The organism is Desulfitobacterium sp. LBE, assembly GCF_007830365.1.
Lineage (GTDB): Bacteria > Bacillota > Desulfitobacteriia > Desulfitobacteriales > Desulfitobacteriaceae > Desulfitobacterium > Desulfitobacterium hafniense.
Genome location: NZ_VLKD01000001.1, coordinates 4,298,287 through 4,315,789, shown reverse-complemented (window position 1 = coordinate 4,315,789; position 17,503 = coordinate 4,298,287). Strand labels below are relative to the sequence as shown.

The 17,503-nt window shown below is 45.2% G+C and carries 10 protein-coding genes; 3 read left to right on the top strand and 7 right to left on the bottom strand.

The annotated features are described in order from the left end of the window. From DESLBE_RS20305 to DESLBE_RS20285, 5 genes are all read right to left on the bottom strand, one after another. Entirely contained in the window at positions 1-2,388 is a 2,388-nt protein-coding gene (locus DESLBE_RS20305; protein ID WP_144678074.1) for a cell wall-binding repeat-containing protein, read from the bottom strand. A 36-nt stretch (positions 2,389-2,424) separates the two neighbouring features. Then, positions 2,425-4,332 carry a cell wall-binding repeat-containing protein gene (locus tag DESLBE_RS20300; protein WP_243131360.1) on the bottom strand — a complete coding sequence of 636 codons (1,908 nt, stop codon included), beginning with the start codon at positions 4,330-4,332 and terminating at the stop codon, positions 2,425-2,427. A 20-nt stretch (positions 4,333-4,352) separates the two neighbouring features. Beyond that, positions 4,353-6,173, bottom strand: coding sequence for an O-antigen ligase family protein (locus DESLBE_RS20295; RefSeq protein ID WP_243131359.1), 1,821 nt, complete (start codon positions 6,171-6,173; stop codon positions 4,353-4,355). A 179-nt stretch (positions 6,174-6,352) separates the two neighbouring features. Beyond that, positions 6,353-9,601, bottom strand: a complete 3,249-nt coding sequence (locus DESLBE_RS20290) for a cell wall-binding repeat-containing protein (protein ID WP_144678073.1) — start codon at positions 9,599-9,601, stop codon at positions 6,353-6,355. Positions 9,602-10,078: 477 nt separating this feature from the next. Next, positions 10,079-11,710, bottom strand: a complete 1,632-nt coding sequence (locus DESLBE_RS20285) for an N-acetylmuramoyl-L-alanine amidase (RefSeq protein ID WP_144678072.1) — start codon at positions 11,708-11,710, stop codon at positions 10,079-10,081. 434 nt (positions 11,711-12,144) lie between these two features. Here DESLBE_RS20285 and DESLBE_RS20280 point away from each other — a divergent pair, with 434 nt between their 5' ends. Continuing rightward, the gene (locus DESLBE_RS20280; protein ID WP_144678071.1) at positions 12,145-14,211 is read left to right on the top strand and encodes a cell wall-binding repeat-containing protein; all 2,067 of its coding nucleotides are present in this window, start codon (positions 12,145-12,147) and stop codon (positions 14,209-14,211) included. A gap of 67 nt (positions 14,212-14,278) precedes the next feature. Here the strand turns inward: DESLBE_RS20280 and DESLBE_RS20275 are convergent, their stop codons facing one another. Together DESLBE_RS20275 and DESLBE_RS20270 are read right to left on the bottom strand one after the other, a co-directional pair. Further along, a complete protein-coding gene (locus tag DESLBE_RS20275; protein WP_144678070.1) occupies positions 14,279-14,551 on the bottom strand; it encodes a type II toxin-antitoxin system RelE/ParE family toxin in 273 nt (90 codons plus the stop codon). Continuing rightward, a complete protein-coding gene (locus DESLBE_RS20270) occupies positions 14,548-14,769 on the bottom strand; it encodes a DUF6290 family protein (RefSeq protein ID WP_018212301.1) in 222 nt (73 codons plus the stop codon). The genes DESLBE_RS20275 and DESLBE_RS20270 overlap by 4 nt, the downstream gene beginning before the upstream one ends. A 161-nt stretch (positions 14,770-14,930) precedes the next feature. Between DESLBE_RS20270 and DESLBE_RS20265 the strand changes: the two genes are divergently transcribed. Both DESLBE_RS20265 and DESLBE_RS20260 read left to right on the top strand, forming a co-directional pair. Beyond that, positions 14,931-16,043, top strand: coding sequence for a DegT/DnrJ/EryC1/StrS family aminotransferase (locus DESLBE_RS20265; RefSeq protein WP_144678069.1), 1,113 nt, complete (start codon positions 14,931-14,933; stop codon positions 16,041-16,043). A gap of 97 nt (positions 16,044-16,140) precedes the next feature. After that, entirely contained in the window at positions 16,141-17,484 is a 1,344-nt protein-coding gene (locus DESLBE_RS20260; RefSeq protein ID WP_144678068.1) for an O-antigen ligase family protein, read from the top strand. Positions 17,485-17,503: the final 19 nt, after the last annotated feature.

Genomic DNA, 17,503 nt, shown 5'->3' with positions numbered 1-17,503 from the left:
TTAATTGGTTGTTCCGACTACGGGTCCGGATTGAATACCCGTAATATAGTTATTCCCAGCCTGGATCTTATAGTAATACGTTGTCTTTGCTGTGCAGTTCGAGTCTGTGAAAAACAGAGTATTTACCGACCCAATGATATCATAACTTCCATTGAGCGTTGTTCCCCGATAGACTGTATAATAGGTTGCATTAGGAACGGGCTCCCAGGTTATATTCATCTGGGTTGAATTTAAAGGCGTTACTTTTATATTTGAAGGAGTCCCCAAATTACTTGTATTCTGTTGAGTTGTTACTACAACGACAGTGGAGAAACCTCCCACGCCTTTTGCATTCCCTGATTGAATTTTATAAAAGTATGTGATTCCAGAGGATAAAGAAGCATCCAAATGAGATGGAGAATTGACTGAAGCTACTAAATTATCCGGTCCATTCAATGAAGTAGAACGATAAACATTATAGAATGTAGCATTATGGACAGCGTCCCAATTCAAATATACCTGCGTAGCACTTAATCCAGTCGCGCTCACATTAGTGGGAGCAGTTAACTGGGTCCCCCCTGATGACCCCTGAGCTTGCACAATGTCCGAATATGGACTTGCATAAGTATTATTAAGTGCCTGAATTTTATAATAGTAGGTCGACCCTAAATCCAAATTGTTGTCTGAATAGTAAGGAGTCGCTACAGAGGCTACGTTTAAATACGGACCATCAATGATTGTTGATCTGTGTACATTGTAGTAAAGTGCATTATTGACCGTATTCCATGATAAATTTATCTGATTACCATTAACAACGGTAGCCTTTACACCACTTGGCTGCGTCAAATCACCACTGGCAGCCGATGTTGTCGCATAGGCTACATTGGAATAATCTCCCGCTTTCGAATTCCCAACAGCCTGAATCTTATAATAATATGTCGTTCCGCCAGATAAGTAATTATCATTATAATAGGGAACTACTGTTGTCGTTATTTTCTCATATGCTCCGTTATAGGATAGCGATCTGTATACATGGTAAACGTTTGCATCGTTCACCTGCTTCCAACTAAGATTTATTTGACTGGCACTCTGCGGAGCAGCAGCTAAGTCTGTAACCAATAGATTCCCGCCATTGCCGGCTTCTACTTTCTCCTCAATAACATTAAGCAGACTCTCGGTTATAACACTGGTACCGCCAAAAGCCACAACCTGGTTTATCTCATTGCTGTATTTTTCAAAAAATCCCTGAGTCGTCTTATCCAATGGATTCTTAACCAATATCACCGGGGAGCTGCTAAGTGAAGCGAATACAGATCCGGCCAGGGCATCAGGATAAGCGGCTCCTGTAGCAAGATAACATGTACTCAGATCCAGAGTATCTTTAAACGTTTCAATAATATTAATATTCAGCTTATACCAATCAGATCCTGTTAATCGTTTCGGATTAACCAGCTGATTAAAAACCTGATTACTGATGATGTCTGCATCTCCCAGGACATATGTTTCTTCCGCATAGTTGTTAATCATAGTCTTTAACTCATTAGCTATTCTGTCTTTAGGCGTAAGCAATATCGGCATTCCTTCTTTTGCTGCTATGGGGGCAATAGAAATAACATCCTGGTAGTTTAGACCTGAAGCAATAATTGCCTTATCAAACTTACCTATTTCTTTAGCTATTGCCAGAGAGGTTCCATACCGGTCATCTCCTGCCAATCGAGAAACGCTAATGCCCAATTCTTTAATAGCTCCTGCTACCTTCTCAGAAATCACTCCAGTTCCCCCGATAAGAATGGCATTTTTAACCTTCATTTCCAGAAGCTGCTTTTGAGTTTCTGTCGGCAACACATTCTTTGACGTTAAGAGAATCGGGGCCTGGTACTTTTGGGTTAAAGGGGAAGCGCATAGTGCATCCGGAAAATTCTCCCCACTGGCAATAATTGCGTAATCGGAAGTTCTCCACCCTGCTTTAGCAATCTCAATAGCTGTCTGATAGCGATCATTTCCGGAAACCCGCTCCATTAAACCAGCCGCCGTATTACCTGAACTTGCAGTGCCTGTAAAAGTAACAGTCCAAATTTCTGCAGAATAATCGCTTGCCCCGGCATTGTTTAGTGCCTGTACCCTATAGTAGTATACGGTCTGCGGAGTTAACCCGGTGCTTGAGTAACTCGTAGATCTACTCGTACCGATGTAAGTGTAAGTACCGCCCAACTGATTAGCCCGATAGATATGATATTCCGTAGCAGAATTCACTGGTTCCCAAGTCAGATTTATTTGGCTGGGACTAGCGGCTGTTGCTTTCACATTGGCAGGAGCCGCTAGACTTACGGCAGACAAAGCTGTCATCGGAAACATTAGCAGTGAAACGATTAAAAACAAAGCAATTGCTGCTGAACGTCCCCTTCTCATAGTTATCCCTCCAATCAAAAATAAATCGTCATAATTTTACAAGCTAAAGTCCTTACTTTTCAATTGATGATAATACAAGCGCACAGGACTATAGTCTTGGCTTTCATTGACACTCAAGTATAAAGACGTCAGTCTCGTCAAGTCTCTGATGGGCAAAAAATCTTTAATTTTGTTAAAACTCAAATCTAACTCTGTTAGTTTATTCAATCCACTTAATGCTGATATCTGTTCAATTTTGTTATTGCGCAGATTTAAATGTTCCAGATTTTTAAGGTTTTGAATGCGTGATAGAGCGCTGCTCTCAAGGAAGTTATTGCTTAGATCAATAGAAACTAAATTAGTGAATGCTTCCAAACCTGTAAGATCTCTGATTCCATAGCCCTTAAGATTCAACGTTGTTATTTGCAAAACTTCGCTCAAGTATACCGGTTGTGTCGATGAAGGCTTTCCTAAAGTGAATTTCACTGCCCATCTAAAGCTGTCGTCTTCAAAATTTACTGCCCTGTCCTCTGACACTTTAAGATTCACACTGGTTTTTAAGTCGGTTCCTTCTATCGCTCCCTGAAAGGTATAGTTTCCGGCTTTATTAAGCATGGCTACATTTGGTGTGGTACTCCAGATTACTTCTATTTCCTGAGTAGTTAAATCACTCATTGTCACAGCGACTTTTTCCGGAAGGGTGTACGAGCTTCCACGAATGATCTCTGCCGTAAATGTGTCTACCTTTATCGGCGCAGCTTCCACAGTCAATGTTAACTGTACCGGTTCTTCATACCCTTCTACAGAACCTAGGTAATAGTACGTTCCTGCTTTGCTGGTCGATACATTGGTTAGGTTCCATTTCACAGGAACTTCTGCAACATTACCGGAACTGGTTTTACCCCAGACTTTTAAAGGCAACTCATAGCTTTGATTTTCCACTACGGTCACATTAATATCGTCAACTTTAACTACGGATGGCACATAGTCTTCAAGTCGGGAAATCGTAGAAGATGAAACCGTCCCTTCCCCACCGAAAACCTGAACTTTACTCACAATCCTCTTCGCAAAATAATTTTGCGCTGAGGCTGGAATATTATTTCCCTGAACTAAAACCAGGGGATGTTTGTTCTTCTTGGCATAAGCCGCCGCAGCTAGGGCATCCGGATAATTCTGTCCTGTAGTTATACATATTGTATCATTGTTTAAGCCGCTCTCAAAGTATTCGATTAAGCTTATATTCCTTGAATAGGGATCCTCCCCCTCAATGATTTCGGCTGAAGGGAATTGACTTCGTATTTTTTCTGGGATCTGTTTTTTATCTCCCACAATAATTGTACGATTTAATCTAGCTCGGGCAAAATATTTCTTATAGCTGTCGGTTAAGTCGCTCGAAGGAACCGGAATAATAGCCATCCCTTCAGCAGCCGCGATCGGAGCAACTGATAGCGCGTCCGCAAAGCTTTCTCCGGATACGATAAAAATCCCCTTGCTCAATCCTACTGCTTTTGCCACTTCCAAAGCAGTGTCATAACGATTTTCTCCAGAAAGGCGCTGTACAGAAATTCCTGAAGCGGATAATTGCGTTCCCACATTGCCTGGTATTACTCCTACGCCGCCCACGATATATACTCTTTTCGGGTTTAGCCGCTTAATTTCTGCCAATGTCTCATTACTTAGCCCTTTTGAACTGGCCAAAAGTATGGGAGCATCATATTTGCCCGCTAATGAGGCGGCACTTAGTGCATCAGGGTAATTTTCACCTGTCGTGAGGACTACTGCCCCCGCTCCAGAGGACCAACCTTCCTGGCTAACGGCAATCGCCGTCTGATAACGATCATTTCCCGCCAGCCTGGATGTAGACGTAGATGCAAGAGCATCGTTAGAAACACACAATATTACTATGCTCATGCATATTAAAGCTAATGTGAACTTTGTAACACTAAATATTTTTTTTCTGATCAATTAATCTCATCCTCCCATAACTACAATGTTTTTCTTATCTGAAGCATATGATTTATACTTACACCTAGTCCCAAAAGGCACCAAAACACAGGAGCTACCGACACAACGCTATCATTAAAAAATCCAGCTCCTAAATAGCCAACAATTCCAGCAAATATTCCAACTCCTGCCTGTGACAGAAAAGTATCAAAGGGGTTTGATACATAGAGACGAAAGCTCTTATAGATGTACAACCCTACCAAAAAGAGAAAAGCACATAAGGATATTATCCCTGTATTAATGGCGATCTGTAAGTAAAGATTATGTGGCTTATCCACCAGATGCCACATATCGTCATATGCATATAATTTTCCATAGAAATCATGCTGAGGAAAAGCTATAGCAAAAGTATCCGGACCATAGCCAAAGAAGAGCGTGTTTTTAAGTAAAGGAAGAGAACGAGACCAAATATATCCGCGAGAGGAACCCAGTTTCTCATTGCCTTCAAAACCCCAGGATTCAACAGGCTCCAGGCTTACTTCACTCCCCTTATTATCCACCAATGCAATACGGTCCGACTCAAGGGCGAACATTAAACTAATTTTGCCTTTTTCCAATTGCAAGATCAGTTTGTTGGCAAAACTACCAACTGCTAACGCGTAATCCTGGAACGCCGGATTATGGAGAGTTATTTTGCCACTCCCTTTATCATATGTATATTCTACCGGTATATTATTTCCATCAAAAAAGCCGAGGGTTTCGTTTTCATAATGAAAGCTCAACGTTTCTGTAACAGTCTCCACTATACAACGGCTCTTCTCCAGGGTTATTCCCTTAAGAGGGATCTCTTCTGCACCAGGTTCCGCCACTTTTTCTATACCTAAGACAACTTTGACATCATAAAAAAGGGATGAGACTCTTTTTCCTAGGTACCCCTCAGATAATTGATTAAGTCCCAAAGCAATCGCCAAAAGAAGTATAAGGCTGGCAGCAAAAACCTTCCAGTATTTTTTTAATATTTTATTAATCGCAATCAAAAATATACATAAGGCCAGGGTTACTCCCACTAAACCAGAACGTGCATTCGAGCCTACAACTAAGATTCCCACCAATACAGACATAATGCCCATTAGTGACTTGAAGAAAGGATTATCCTTTGTCAGGATGAACAAAGATAAACAAAGAGGAAATACCAAGGCCCCGTAGCTGCCCACATAATTGTAATGAAATAAGGTTGCATAGATTGTATGTTTAGTAAATGAAAACTCCAGTTCATTGGCAATATTTATGTATTGCTCAGGTAAAATCAGATGTTTTCCAAAATCACTTCTAAGCGGATCTAAGCCAAGATATTGCAATACGCCGATTATTGAAATTGCCAAAGCTCCCATAAGTAATGAGTAAACCAGCAGCCTAACCTGTCCCTCATAAGATACCAAAGCAGTGGTTGCTAAAAAAACTACAATATAAGCTATAAGAACATAAGCACCTTCATAACGGTCCGGGAATCCTGTCGTAGCAACGCCAAGGTAATCTGAAGCGAGGGTGGAAATCAACACAAAAGCCGCATAGACAGCTGAAGCGGCATAAAAAGGTTTTAGATCTCTTTTGATTAGACGCTGATCATTCTGAAATATTCGTATGGTCACTATGCCTATTGCCAATGAAGCAGCGACCAGCAACCACATCCCCTTATAATAAGAAAAAAAGTCATAATTCTCAGAAGCCCCAACCCAAAAATCAAAGCTCGGTCCCGTCAAAGGCATAACCTTCAAATAAACTATTAAAGGCAAAATAGATATTATAAACATCAGCGGTAATAAATAATACCAGCCTATCTCCTTGTCTTCCTTCCCTTTCACGATGTTCCTCCTCTGTTATGTCCTTTTTATTCAGTTTATCAAAGATCCCATTGTTTTGAAAGCTTTACCCCACTTCAAAAACTATTAATTTTTCATTAAAAACAGACCCGGCCATAATTATGGCCGGGTCTGTCAATCGTTTATCCTATTGTTCTATCGGTTACTCAAAACCTTGTGAATTACTTCAGGGTGATGACAACCGCTTTGGAAGCACCGGATCCAGCTACAGCAGTCAGAGTGAAGGAATCACCTGAAGCACCGCCACTGACGCTAATCACTTTAGTGGTAGGATCAACTGAAACAGTCAGTCCTGTAGCACTCTTGTTTGATACATATACGTTCAGTTCAGCAGCTTTTTTACCGTATTGATCCTTGCCGGAGAAGTAGAAGTTAGAACCGCTTTGCTTGTTTCCATCTTTGTCATATTCTACAACTTGGCTGCCATTCAAGTCAGCTTGTGCGATGCTAATTCTGTCATTAGTAACTGTTGCCTTTGTTTTGCTTGCAGTATAGCTAACGCTTTCAACTACAGGCGCTTCATCAGAAGAAGTCAGGTCAGCAGAGATGCTATAGATTCGCTCATCTGTACCATACACCGTTACAGTTGCTTTTCCGGTCGCTGACTTCACTGTACCATTGGTTTTTGCATAGACTGCAAGTCCTGTATCAGTTTTACTTACATTGAAATCATTAGTGTTGGTGGTAGAAGCACCTTGAACGGTGGCGTTACCGTTAACGGTTTCAGCAAGAACTACTTTAGCTCCATTATTTAGTTTACCAAAGACATCTGCTTCCACAGTATAAGCGGCTTGGAAAGCTGTAGGAGCAATATAGAGTTTGTTTACGCTCTCGAGTGTATAGTCAACGATATCTTGATTTCTCACCACAATGAAGGAGTAGTTTCTGCTATCGATTACCTCACCAGTAGCGGCTTTCACCAATTCGAAAGTAACAACTTGTGATTTAGCATCGACAGAAGTAACCTTTGCTTTTGCAGTGCCTGTAATATCTACAGAAGTTGCCTCTGTGGTTGGAACCGTAGTGACAGTGCTGTCGTGAAGCTTAATTGCACTACCTGTTGTTTTAGCTACTACTTTGTAGTCGCTTTGAGCTACCATATCAAACTTGCGACCATATTGGTCTTTGACCATGAGCTCAGGACTGGTAGAATTGAAGGTGATTTCTTGCGTTGCTCCACCTAGTTGCATAGCTTGGACTAACTCTCCGCTGTCGATTGACAGGGTAGCTGCTTCAGCCTTTTTCTGAACATTAATGTTCAACTGGCTGGTCTTTCCTGTAGCTTTAACTGTAGCCGTTACATAGACAGGCATTGAATTGGTGTTAGGAGGAAGCGTACCCACATCAACAAGTAATCTGGCAGAACCATCGGCATCTGCTACCAGATCCCAACTGCTGCCGGTATTGGAAATATTAACGTCGAGCTTACCGTTCAGCTTAGTATAAGATGTGATTTTTTTACCTTTTTGATCATAAGCCACGAAGGGGATTGTAACCTCTTCCTCGGATGACACGGTATCTGTGGGCGAGTACAGTGTAATGGATTCTACTCTAGAACCCATATTCAACGTGACATTTAGGTTAGCCGTTTGACCATTCTTAAGGATGATATTGATAGGAATCTGCATATCAGAGACGAGAGTGCTAATATTAGTAGTATCCAGCTTAATGGAAATAGCAGCTTTCTTATTGTCTTTAGGGTCTTGAACAACTTCGCCAATAAGGAACGGTCCAGCATTGAAAGTGGTGCTGTTTTGATTCAGAAGAAGACCGCTCTTAATTAATTCATAGCTGGTTGTCGGATTGCCGCTGGCATCCAGAGCTGTATAGTCAATGTACCATTGACCTGTAGTGTTTGAGGTGCTGAACTCATCATCATTAAGACTGTAAAGCTTATTCAAAGTCAGTTTGCTGATGGTTCCTGCTGATTGGGATACGCTCAAAGTCGCAGTCGTGGTAACGAAGGAGTTGGTATCATAAGCTGTAATCACAGCTGTCTGATAAGTGAGCAACGGAATATTATTCAGCGGCTTAATGATGATTACGCCATCCCGTGGTTCTTTTTCCTTGGCTCCAATTCCCGGCTGCCATGTAATATTATTGGCCAGTGGGAGGTAGGTGATATCCACTCCGTATTGGTCGGTGACCTGATAGGTAGCATAACCCAAGCCGGTCATTGGGTCAACTGAAAGCACATCAGAGGTAATTTCGATCTTAGCTACCTTTTGTTGCTCGAAGGTCAATTCCTTTGTAGCCAATTCTTTGTCATTCTGAACAACTTTTACAGTGTAGTTGCCATTGGGGTAGTTAGCACTGTAGGCCAAAGTCGCTTCAGTTTTGGCTTCATTCCAGTTTACCGTCGGAGTTAAGGCAGTTCCGGCATTTTCAACGGTAAATGTTACTTTTTCAACATCGGCAGGAGCCTTGCTGAAGTTTACTTTAATAGCGTTAGCTGCAGATGCCTTGATGCTCTCAACTTTGAACTCTCCGGTGGAAGGAGGATTCTTCACAGCATCAATTACTGCATTGCTAACAGCAGCGGTTCCGCCCAGAGCAACAACAACGCTGTCTGCATCCAGGTTGGAAGCGATGTCAGCTTTGACAGTTTTTCCGTCAGTTAAAGCAATCGGGGAATTGGTTTGTGCAGCAAGCACGGAACCTACGAGGGCATCAGCCAAAGTGAGGCCGTTACCAACATAGACAGTACCGAAATCGAAGTCGAGTTCAGCAATGACTTGTTTGTTGGTGTCATAACGGTCAGCACCGGCAAGACGTTTTGCACCGGCAATGTCTTTAACGCGGGCGGTTCCGCCAACGATGTAGTCAGCATCAACAGTGCCGTTCGGAGTACCGTTTTGGTTAGCAACTACGATGGCATAGTTGTTAGCAGCTGCGTAGGAAGCAACGGACATAGCGTCAGCAACGCCGTCATAACCAACAACGAAGGTTCCTGCAGGAGCAGTTAACTTCTTGTTGATAGCTTCAGCAGTTTCAACACGGCCAGCACCTTTAACTTCTTCAACACTGAAGCCGGCAGCTTTCAGTTCGTCAACAACAGCTTTGCTGGCAGCAGCACCAACTACGATGACTTTGTCAACGCCGAGAGCTTTCATGGACTTGACGACATCGTCATTCATGTCAGCTTTGTCGGTCAGGTAGATCGGAGCGTCTTCTTGAGCTGCCAGGGGAGCTGCAGCAAGAGCGTCAACGAGGTTATTGGGGTTACCGGCAGCAACAACTGCGGTGTCTGCAGAAGCATACGCTTTTTCTGCGATTTTGATCGAGGTTAGGTATCTGTCGGCACCCGCTAAACGGGTATCCTCGTCAGCAGCAAATACGCTGACTGGAGCCATTGACAATACCATACCGGCGATAGCTAAGGAGGCTAAAGCCTTTTTTGTCTTGTTCATGTAGTGAATTTCTCCTCTCATTCTTGTGGTAACGTTTTTTGTCTTCCGAAGTCACGGCAGTCATGTTCGTTTTTTAATTAAGAAGTTCTGTGCCAGACTCCTCACCTTTGCTGATCAGTGGTCGTCACTCACCCCCTTAAATAAGCCGCAAATCTTTAGACATTGCGCAATATCTAAAGGCATCCCACCCCTTAAAGGGGGCGTCCCCCCTGAGAGGCTCACGCCTCGCGGGTGGCTTACCCTTTAGACAGAACTAATGAAGAAACCTTTGACAGTTTCTACACTCGTAATAAACTATTCGATGCCGGATTTAATATTCCTGCATATCTCCGAAAAAATTTCTTAGAAAATCTTAGAAAATCTCGGAGTTAAGAATTATACGAGCGCATGTTTAAATTCTAACTAAAAACTCAGCTTTTTTCCAGACCCTTTGTAAACTTTTTTATAAACTTTTTCTTAATTACCGTTTTATTTGAGCTAATATCCCTTGTGAACGAGAATCCCCCGGTAAATTCCCAGAGCAGATTTTCTCTGAAATTCCGGGTCGTTGATGAGTTTCTCTTCCACCGGATTGGAGATAAAACCCAATTCAACAAGGATGGCCGGCATGGTGGTATTCTTGATCACGTAAAAATTAGCGGTCTTCACCTTGCGATCCTGGAGCCCCACCTGCTTGATCAATTCCTGTTGAACAGCGGAAGCAAGCTTTCTTCCCTCCTCGGCTTTAGGATTTTCTGCGGAGACGTAGGTGGTCACCCCACCGGCTTCCGGGTTGGAAAAGGCATCGTTATGTATAGAGACGTAAAGATCCGCCGGAATCTGATTCGCTATGGTTACTCTGGCTTGTAAATCTTTTAATTCTGTATAGTTAGCACCGGCGGGGGAGGTATCTCCCGTCCTGGTCATGACAACTTTCGCTCCGGCCTGCCGCAAAAGATCCGCTAAGTAAAGTCCCACCGGCAGGGTGGAGTTCTTTTCATGAGACCCGCCGGGACCTGACGCCCCCGGGTCCTTGCCTCCATGTCCCGGGTCCACTACGACGGTGAGTCCCGCCAGGAGGTAGGGAGGTTGAATGCTTCCTGCCACGATCCCTTTGACCCGTTCGGAAAGCACGGTTTCCCCGCCGATGATGGTAACCAGGAGCTGAGCCTGAGCCGTTGCCGCATTGCCCAGAGCCGAGTAGGTCACCGCCGGTAAGTCTTCCTGATAGGCCATAAATAAGTAAGCATTTTGTTTAACAGCCAAGGCACCTGTAACCAGAGCGTCGGGGAAATTCTCCCCTGTCACTAAAAAAGTTCTCTGGGTCTCGGACGCAAAATCTGATCCAAATTCCTCTTGAGTAAACCAGAAAGCTTTAGCTGCTGTTTCATACCGGTTATCTCCCGCAATACGGGTCATTCCCGTCAGTCCGGCCACTGCTTCCGGGGAAATCGCTTTTTCTCCCCCGACTACTGTAGTCTTGGTTACGGCTTCCGACTCTTGATTCAGTTGATAAGCCCCCAACTCCACCAGCTTCTGACGAGTGACCTCGGGAAGGTCTTTGGCTTTCGTAAGCAAAAGGGGCGTTTCGGTAATCCCCGCATAAGGGCCGATAGCCAGAGCATCAGGAAAGTTCTCCCCGCTGGTGAGAATTACCTGACCATTGCCGCCTAAGCGCTCCGCCACCAGAGCTGCAGTCTCATAACGATCGGCGCCCCCGATTCTTTCCCAGGTCAGTTCCTCTTTTTCCAGAACCTTGGTAATGGGATTTCCCATAACTCCCGTGCCCCCCAAAAGAATCACATGCTGGGCTCCGAGCCGCTTGATTTCCGCCAGGACGCCTTCATCCAAACCTTTAGAGGCCGTCAGAAGAATGGGCGCGTCATAACGCTTGGAAAGGGGCACCGAGACCAAGGAATCGGGAAAATCATCGTAGCGGGCTAAGATTACAGTATTCGCCTCGTTCCAACCTTCTTGAGAAATCCGTATGGCTGTCTCGATGCGTGTCTCTCCATAGATGCGCGTTACTTCCGCAGTTAAGGGAGCCGCATCAACACTGGCTTGCCCCATCAGCCAAAAGCTGAAGACAGCACCCAGGACCAGGCTCCATTTTTTTCGTCGTGGCCACACAGAAAACCCTCCTTGTGTACTTTGTATCCTTGGGACTTTCGACAGGTTTCACTTTAATCCTCTTGGAAATTCCGACCATTTAATGAGACTTCTTTCAAATTAATAAGGTTTAATAAGGTCTATCTGCCCTTTATTTATAGACAGAAAAAAATAAGCTTTTCTTCCTCTATATATGTTAATAATTTATTAACTTTTAAATTTCCCTATTATTTCTACAAGGTATTTGACCTTTTGTCACGAATTATTTTTCAAGTATCCAAAAACATGTCAGATTTTGTGGTCTGCTCTAGTCTATGACTAAAGACTTTACCTATTCTAAAGACTTTGCCTATTAATTATTACGCTCAGGATGCTGAGCAATAGGTGGGTAAGCTTGGCTCACAAGCTGATATGGAGCTTAGTCGGCCAGATGAGAAGTATGGAAGGAGAGAGAGATGAAAAAGAGCATCAAAACAGCCGTTGTGACTCTGACGGCATTCACCCTTTTATTCACAAGTCCCATGTTTACTCCCATAATACCTGAGGAAGTTAAAGCGGAAACCTCCATGACCCAGCCGTTGCGTCTTGCGGGGACTTCCCGTTATGATACAGCTATTCAAGTTTCCCAATCAGGCTGGAATTATGCCGAGGCGGTGGTTCTGGCGCGGGGGGATGACTTTCCCGACGCTCTGGCCGGTGTGGTATTGGCTAAGAGTTCCCTGGTCAATGGCCCTCTTCTCCTGACCGAGACCGCTCAGTTGAGCGAAGGTGTGTTGGAAGAAATCCAACGTCTGGGGGCGACTAAGGTCTATATCCTGGGCAGCCCGGGTGCCGTATCTGAGAAGGTCGAGAATACCTTGACCGATCAAGGCTTAACCGTGGAACGCCTTGAGGGGACCAATCGTTATGGGACGGCCGGTGAGATCGCTAAAGCAGCCGTTCCTCAGTCCGAAAAAGTTTTCCTGGCTTCCGGCAGTGATTTTCCCGATGCCTTGAGCATCTCCTCTTACGCTGCCGCTCAGGGAATCCCCCTACTTTTAACAGAGAAGAAATCTGTTCCTGAGGTGACTCTGGAAACTCTGCAAGCTCTAGGCGTCTCCGAAGTGACTTTAGTCGGCGGGGAGGGAGTCATCCTTCCTGAAGTGAAGGCGCAGCTGGAGGACCTGGACTATACCGTGGATCGTCTCTCCGGCGCAGACCGCTACGGAACCAATCTGGAAATACTCAACAGCTTAAGCTTCAACACAGAGGCTGTCTATATCGCTACAGGGGCGAAATTCCCCGATGCCCTGGCCGGAGCCGCCCTGGCAGCTCAGAACAATCACCCCATCGTCTTAGCACCGCCCAAGGCCTTCAGCGAAGAGGGCATGAGCTACCTGGGCAGCCGCCGTGACGAGGGAGCTTCCTTCACTCTGCTGGGTGGCTGGGGCGTGATTAGCTATGGCATGGAAAGCATTATTCGCACAGGGAATGTGAATCCGAAGATTTCCCTCCAATACTGGGATGGTTATGCCAGCTATGAGACCTATCTTCGGCAACTTTCTTTGATTCCCGGCAAGGCTACTGATTATGTGGACTATGTGTCCCCGAACTGGCGCGGTTCCATCGGTACGGATGGAAGCTTGAAGCTGGTATGGGACGAAGGCTCCAGCAATTATAAGCAGCTGACCAATATGGCTCACGGGCTGGGCATGAAAGTTCTACCTCTGATCAATGGCAGCGGGGCAACCCTGAACACTCTTTTGAAAAGCCCGGCCGCCCGGGAGAAGCTGATCGGCGAGATCGTGGTTCTGCTTAAGAATACCAATGCGGACGGAGTGGTCATCGATTTTGAGACTCCTTTGGATTACGGGGATGCCAAGGATCCCTATGATGGAGTAAGAAACGATTTAACCGCCTTTATGGAATCCCTCCACTCTGAGTTGCAGTCTATGAATAAGCTGGTAGTCATGGCCGTCATGCCCCGCATGTCTTCTTCTCAGTACTGGCTGGATGCCTATGATTATAAAGCTCTTTCCCAGGCTGTGGATTATCTCCATGTCATGACCTATGATCATCATTATCGGACCTCTGCTCCCGGACCCATCTCCCCTTATCCCTGGATTAAGCAGGTTCTGACCTATATCCAGGGTCAAGGGGTAGACATGAGCAAGGTTCTGATGGGAATTCCTTATTACGGACGGGATTGGGTGGTTGACGGCAAAGATGCCAATGGCAATCCCACCTATAATTCTACAGCCTTCGGCTATTCCAAGGCTTTAGAGCTCGCCGACTCCTATGGCGCAACCATCACCTACTCCAAATACAATGATGCAGATCCTGTAGGGACACCGACCTTTAAGTACACCGATGAGAAGGGTGTGGAGCACACCGTATTCTTCGATGATTATACCAGCTGGAATGCCAAGCTCTCCATCATCAATGAATTCGGACTGGCCGGAGTAGGCCCCTGGGCGATGGGCTGGGTGGATGAGAATACGGCTGAAGGCCTGTTTCCACTGCTCAATCAGCATCTTCGCTAGGAAGATAACCCAAATAGATAAGGGAGTGTCGTTGGCTGCTTCACAGCAGTTGGACACTCCCTTTGTGCTATTGCTTTTTATAAACTTCTTTACGATGGCCTACAGCCACGATGAGTATGGTGATTTGACGGTCATTTATTTCTGCAAGCAAACGATAGTCACCTATCCGATATCGCCACTTATGGTCCAAATTACCCTTAAGTGCCTTTCCGTGTTGACGTGGATTTTCACACCCCTCCAAATGTTTGCGTATCCATGCTAGAATAAGGAGGGCAATAGGTTTATCCAGCTTCTTAATGTTCTTTTTCGCTTCTTCAGTAAAAGCAACCTTGTACATCAGCGAATACCCAATTCCTTTTCCACTTCATCGAGGGAATAGGTCACAGGATCTTTTAGGTATTCTGTCATTGCTTTTTCATACAGCTCAAGATCATATTCTTCTTCTATTTGTTCAAGGATTGCCTTTCTCATCACATCCGATACGCTTTGATTTTTCATTTTTGCATATCCCTTGATAAGTTCTGCTTCAGCAGGACTAAGCCTAATTGAAATAGTCATTATACCGAACCTCCTTTGTAATACATAGTATTACGTTCGTGGGTCGTTTGTCAATGAACTAAAAATCCTGGCTCACGCCTTGAAATATGCCCTTTTTCGTTGTACCCTTAAGTGTAGAATTTTAAACATATTAGACATTATATGATGAAAGGAAGAATACTATGTCTATTCCCCTGTTGGATTTGAAGGCTCAATATCTTTCTATTAAAGAGGAAATAGATCAGGCCGTCCTGGCGGTTCTGGATTCCAGCAAATTTATTTTCGGTCCCGAGATGAAGCGCTTTGAGGAAGAGATGGCCCTGTACTGCGGGACCAAGCATGCCATAGCTGTAGGCAATGGCACCGATGCTTTGGTGATTGCCTTAAAAGCCTGTGGCATAGTCCCTGGCGACGAAGTGATCACCAGCCCTTTCACCTTTTTTGCTTCTGCGGAAGCCATCGCTCAAGTGGGTGCTACGCCGGTGTTTGTAGATGTGGATCCCCGTACTTTGAATATGGATGGGGCTAAGCTGGAGGAAAAGATTACCCCACGAACCAAGGGAATTATCCCTGTCCATATCTTTGGCCAGATGGCGGATATGGATCCCATCCTGGCTCTGGCTCAAAAACATCAGTTAAAGGTGATTGAGGATGCAGCACAAGCCATAGGGGCAGAATATAAAGGACATAAGGCCGGAGCTCTTGGGGATGCGGGAACCTTCAGCTTTTTCCCCACCAAGAATTTAGGCGGGTATGGAGATGGCGGGATGATCGTCACCAATGACGATGCCTTGGCCGCGGAGGCCCGCATGCTGCGTTTTCATGGCTGCCAGACCAAATACTATCATGATGAGATCGGGTATAACAGCCGTCTTGATGAACTGCAGGCAGCTATCCTCCGGGTTAAGTTCCGTTACATCGATCAGTGGAATCAGACCCGGGCTGAAAAGGCTGCCGTCTACCATCAACTGCTGGCTCCCTTAGCAGACACTCATCAGGTCATTCTCCCCTTTACAGATGGAGAGAATAAACATGTCTTCCATCTTTATGTGGTGCGGACGGCTCAGCGGGAGAAGCTTATGGCTGCTTTAACAGAGAGGGGCGTGGCCAATGCTGTTTATTATCCGGTGCCTCTGCATCTGCAAAAAGCCTTAGCCTATCTGGGCTATCAGGCCGGGGATTTCCCCATCGCCGAAGAAGCTTGTGAGCAAGCCCTGGCTATTCCCTGTTATCCGGAATTAACTCAGGAACAGCAAGAGGAAATTGCGGTCATCCTGTTAAAGACGTTAGGCTGAGTTCATGATATTTTTGGTTTAGGGTAAATTAATAACAGGAATACGAGGTTTGTTGATTAGATAGATGCAAAATAAGTAAGCATTTGAGGAGGCCCCTATGTTTTGGAATAATGGACTGACCCGACGCAATGAGAGTCGTTTGATTTTACTGGTACTGGTGATGCTATCAGCGATGCTTCTCCCCTCCTTTGAAGTTCACCCTTCTTTACCCAATATCCGGGTGGATGAGGTGCTTTTATTCGGAATCTTTGGCTTAAATCTCTTAGCCTTTATAGCCAGGGGGTTCCGTTTCTCACCTGATGCCCGGGAAGAGCTTCGGGCACAGCAGCCGGTACTCAAATGGGTTCTGATCCTTTGGGGGCTTCTTACCCTTTCCTATGCCATTTCCAATTTCTATGGCGTGGTGATTCTGGGAGCCGGCTACTACGGCTTGAGAGACGTGATGGAACTGGTCACTTTCTTCAAACATTTTCTGGTAATCACCCTGGTTCTGTCCATTGACTTGCAAGAAGGCGAGTTCGGTTTCCTTAAGAACGTCTTCTTAGGAGCCTTAGGCTTTCTCATCCTTTTTGGCTGGGGACAGCATTTCAATTTATTTAATATGAATACCTGGATCTCCCCTTTCTTCAACCCCCTGCACTGGGATACCCTGATTCTGGGTAACCCGGCCCGGGTTCTGGGGACTTTTGACAATCCTAATGTCTTCGGTATCTTTACGGTGATTACCCTGTCTTACCTCACCGTTCACTATTTCTTCGGGGAACATCTGGGCAAATTCCCTTGGCTGATCTTTGTTCTTATCGGCCTGGTCATCAAACTGGAGTTTCTCACCATCTCCCGCACGGCTCTCTTTGGCATTGCTTTGCTTTATATCATTCTGTGCGCATGGGCCTTTTTCTATCACCATCGCAGTAAAGAGGTCATGATCAAAATAGGGGCCTTGTTCTTGCTGACTATCATCCTTTTTGCCACGGCCTCCGGGGACTTCTTCTACCGGCTTACCGAGGGGCTGAATTTCTCCAATAGCACTTCTTTTCAAGGACATATGGATCGTTGGGGAGTCGCCGTGGGAAGCATCTCCCAATCGCCGATTTTGGGCTGGGGTACCCAGAAGTATGTCATGACCACTCTGGTAGATAATGAATATGCCCTCTTCTCCAGACGCTATGGTTTTGTCGGGCTGGTGGTTTATCTGAGCTTCTTCCTTCTGCCCTTTATCAAAGGGTTTATGCATCTGAGAAGACAAACTCAGATGCTGGTGCACGGACGCTCTTACGATCTGCCTTCACAGCTGATCGCGGCCTATGTGGCCGTTCTGCCCTCCATCTTCGTCTATAATTTTATGGCCGGTATATTCTACAATCTCCAGCTGATGACTCTCTTTTCCATCACCATCGGACTGGCCTACAATTCCCTGAAAAGACGACGCGGATTACTTTAAAGAAGGCTGAGGTTCCATC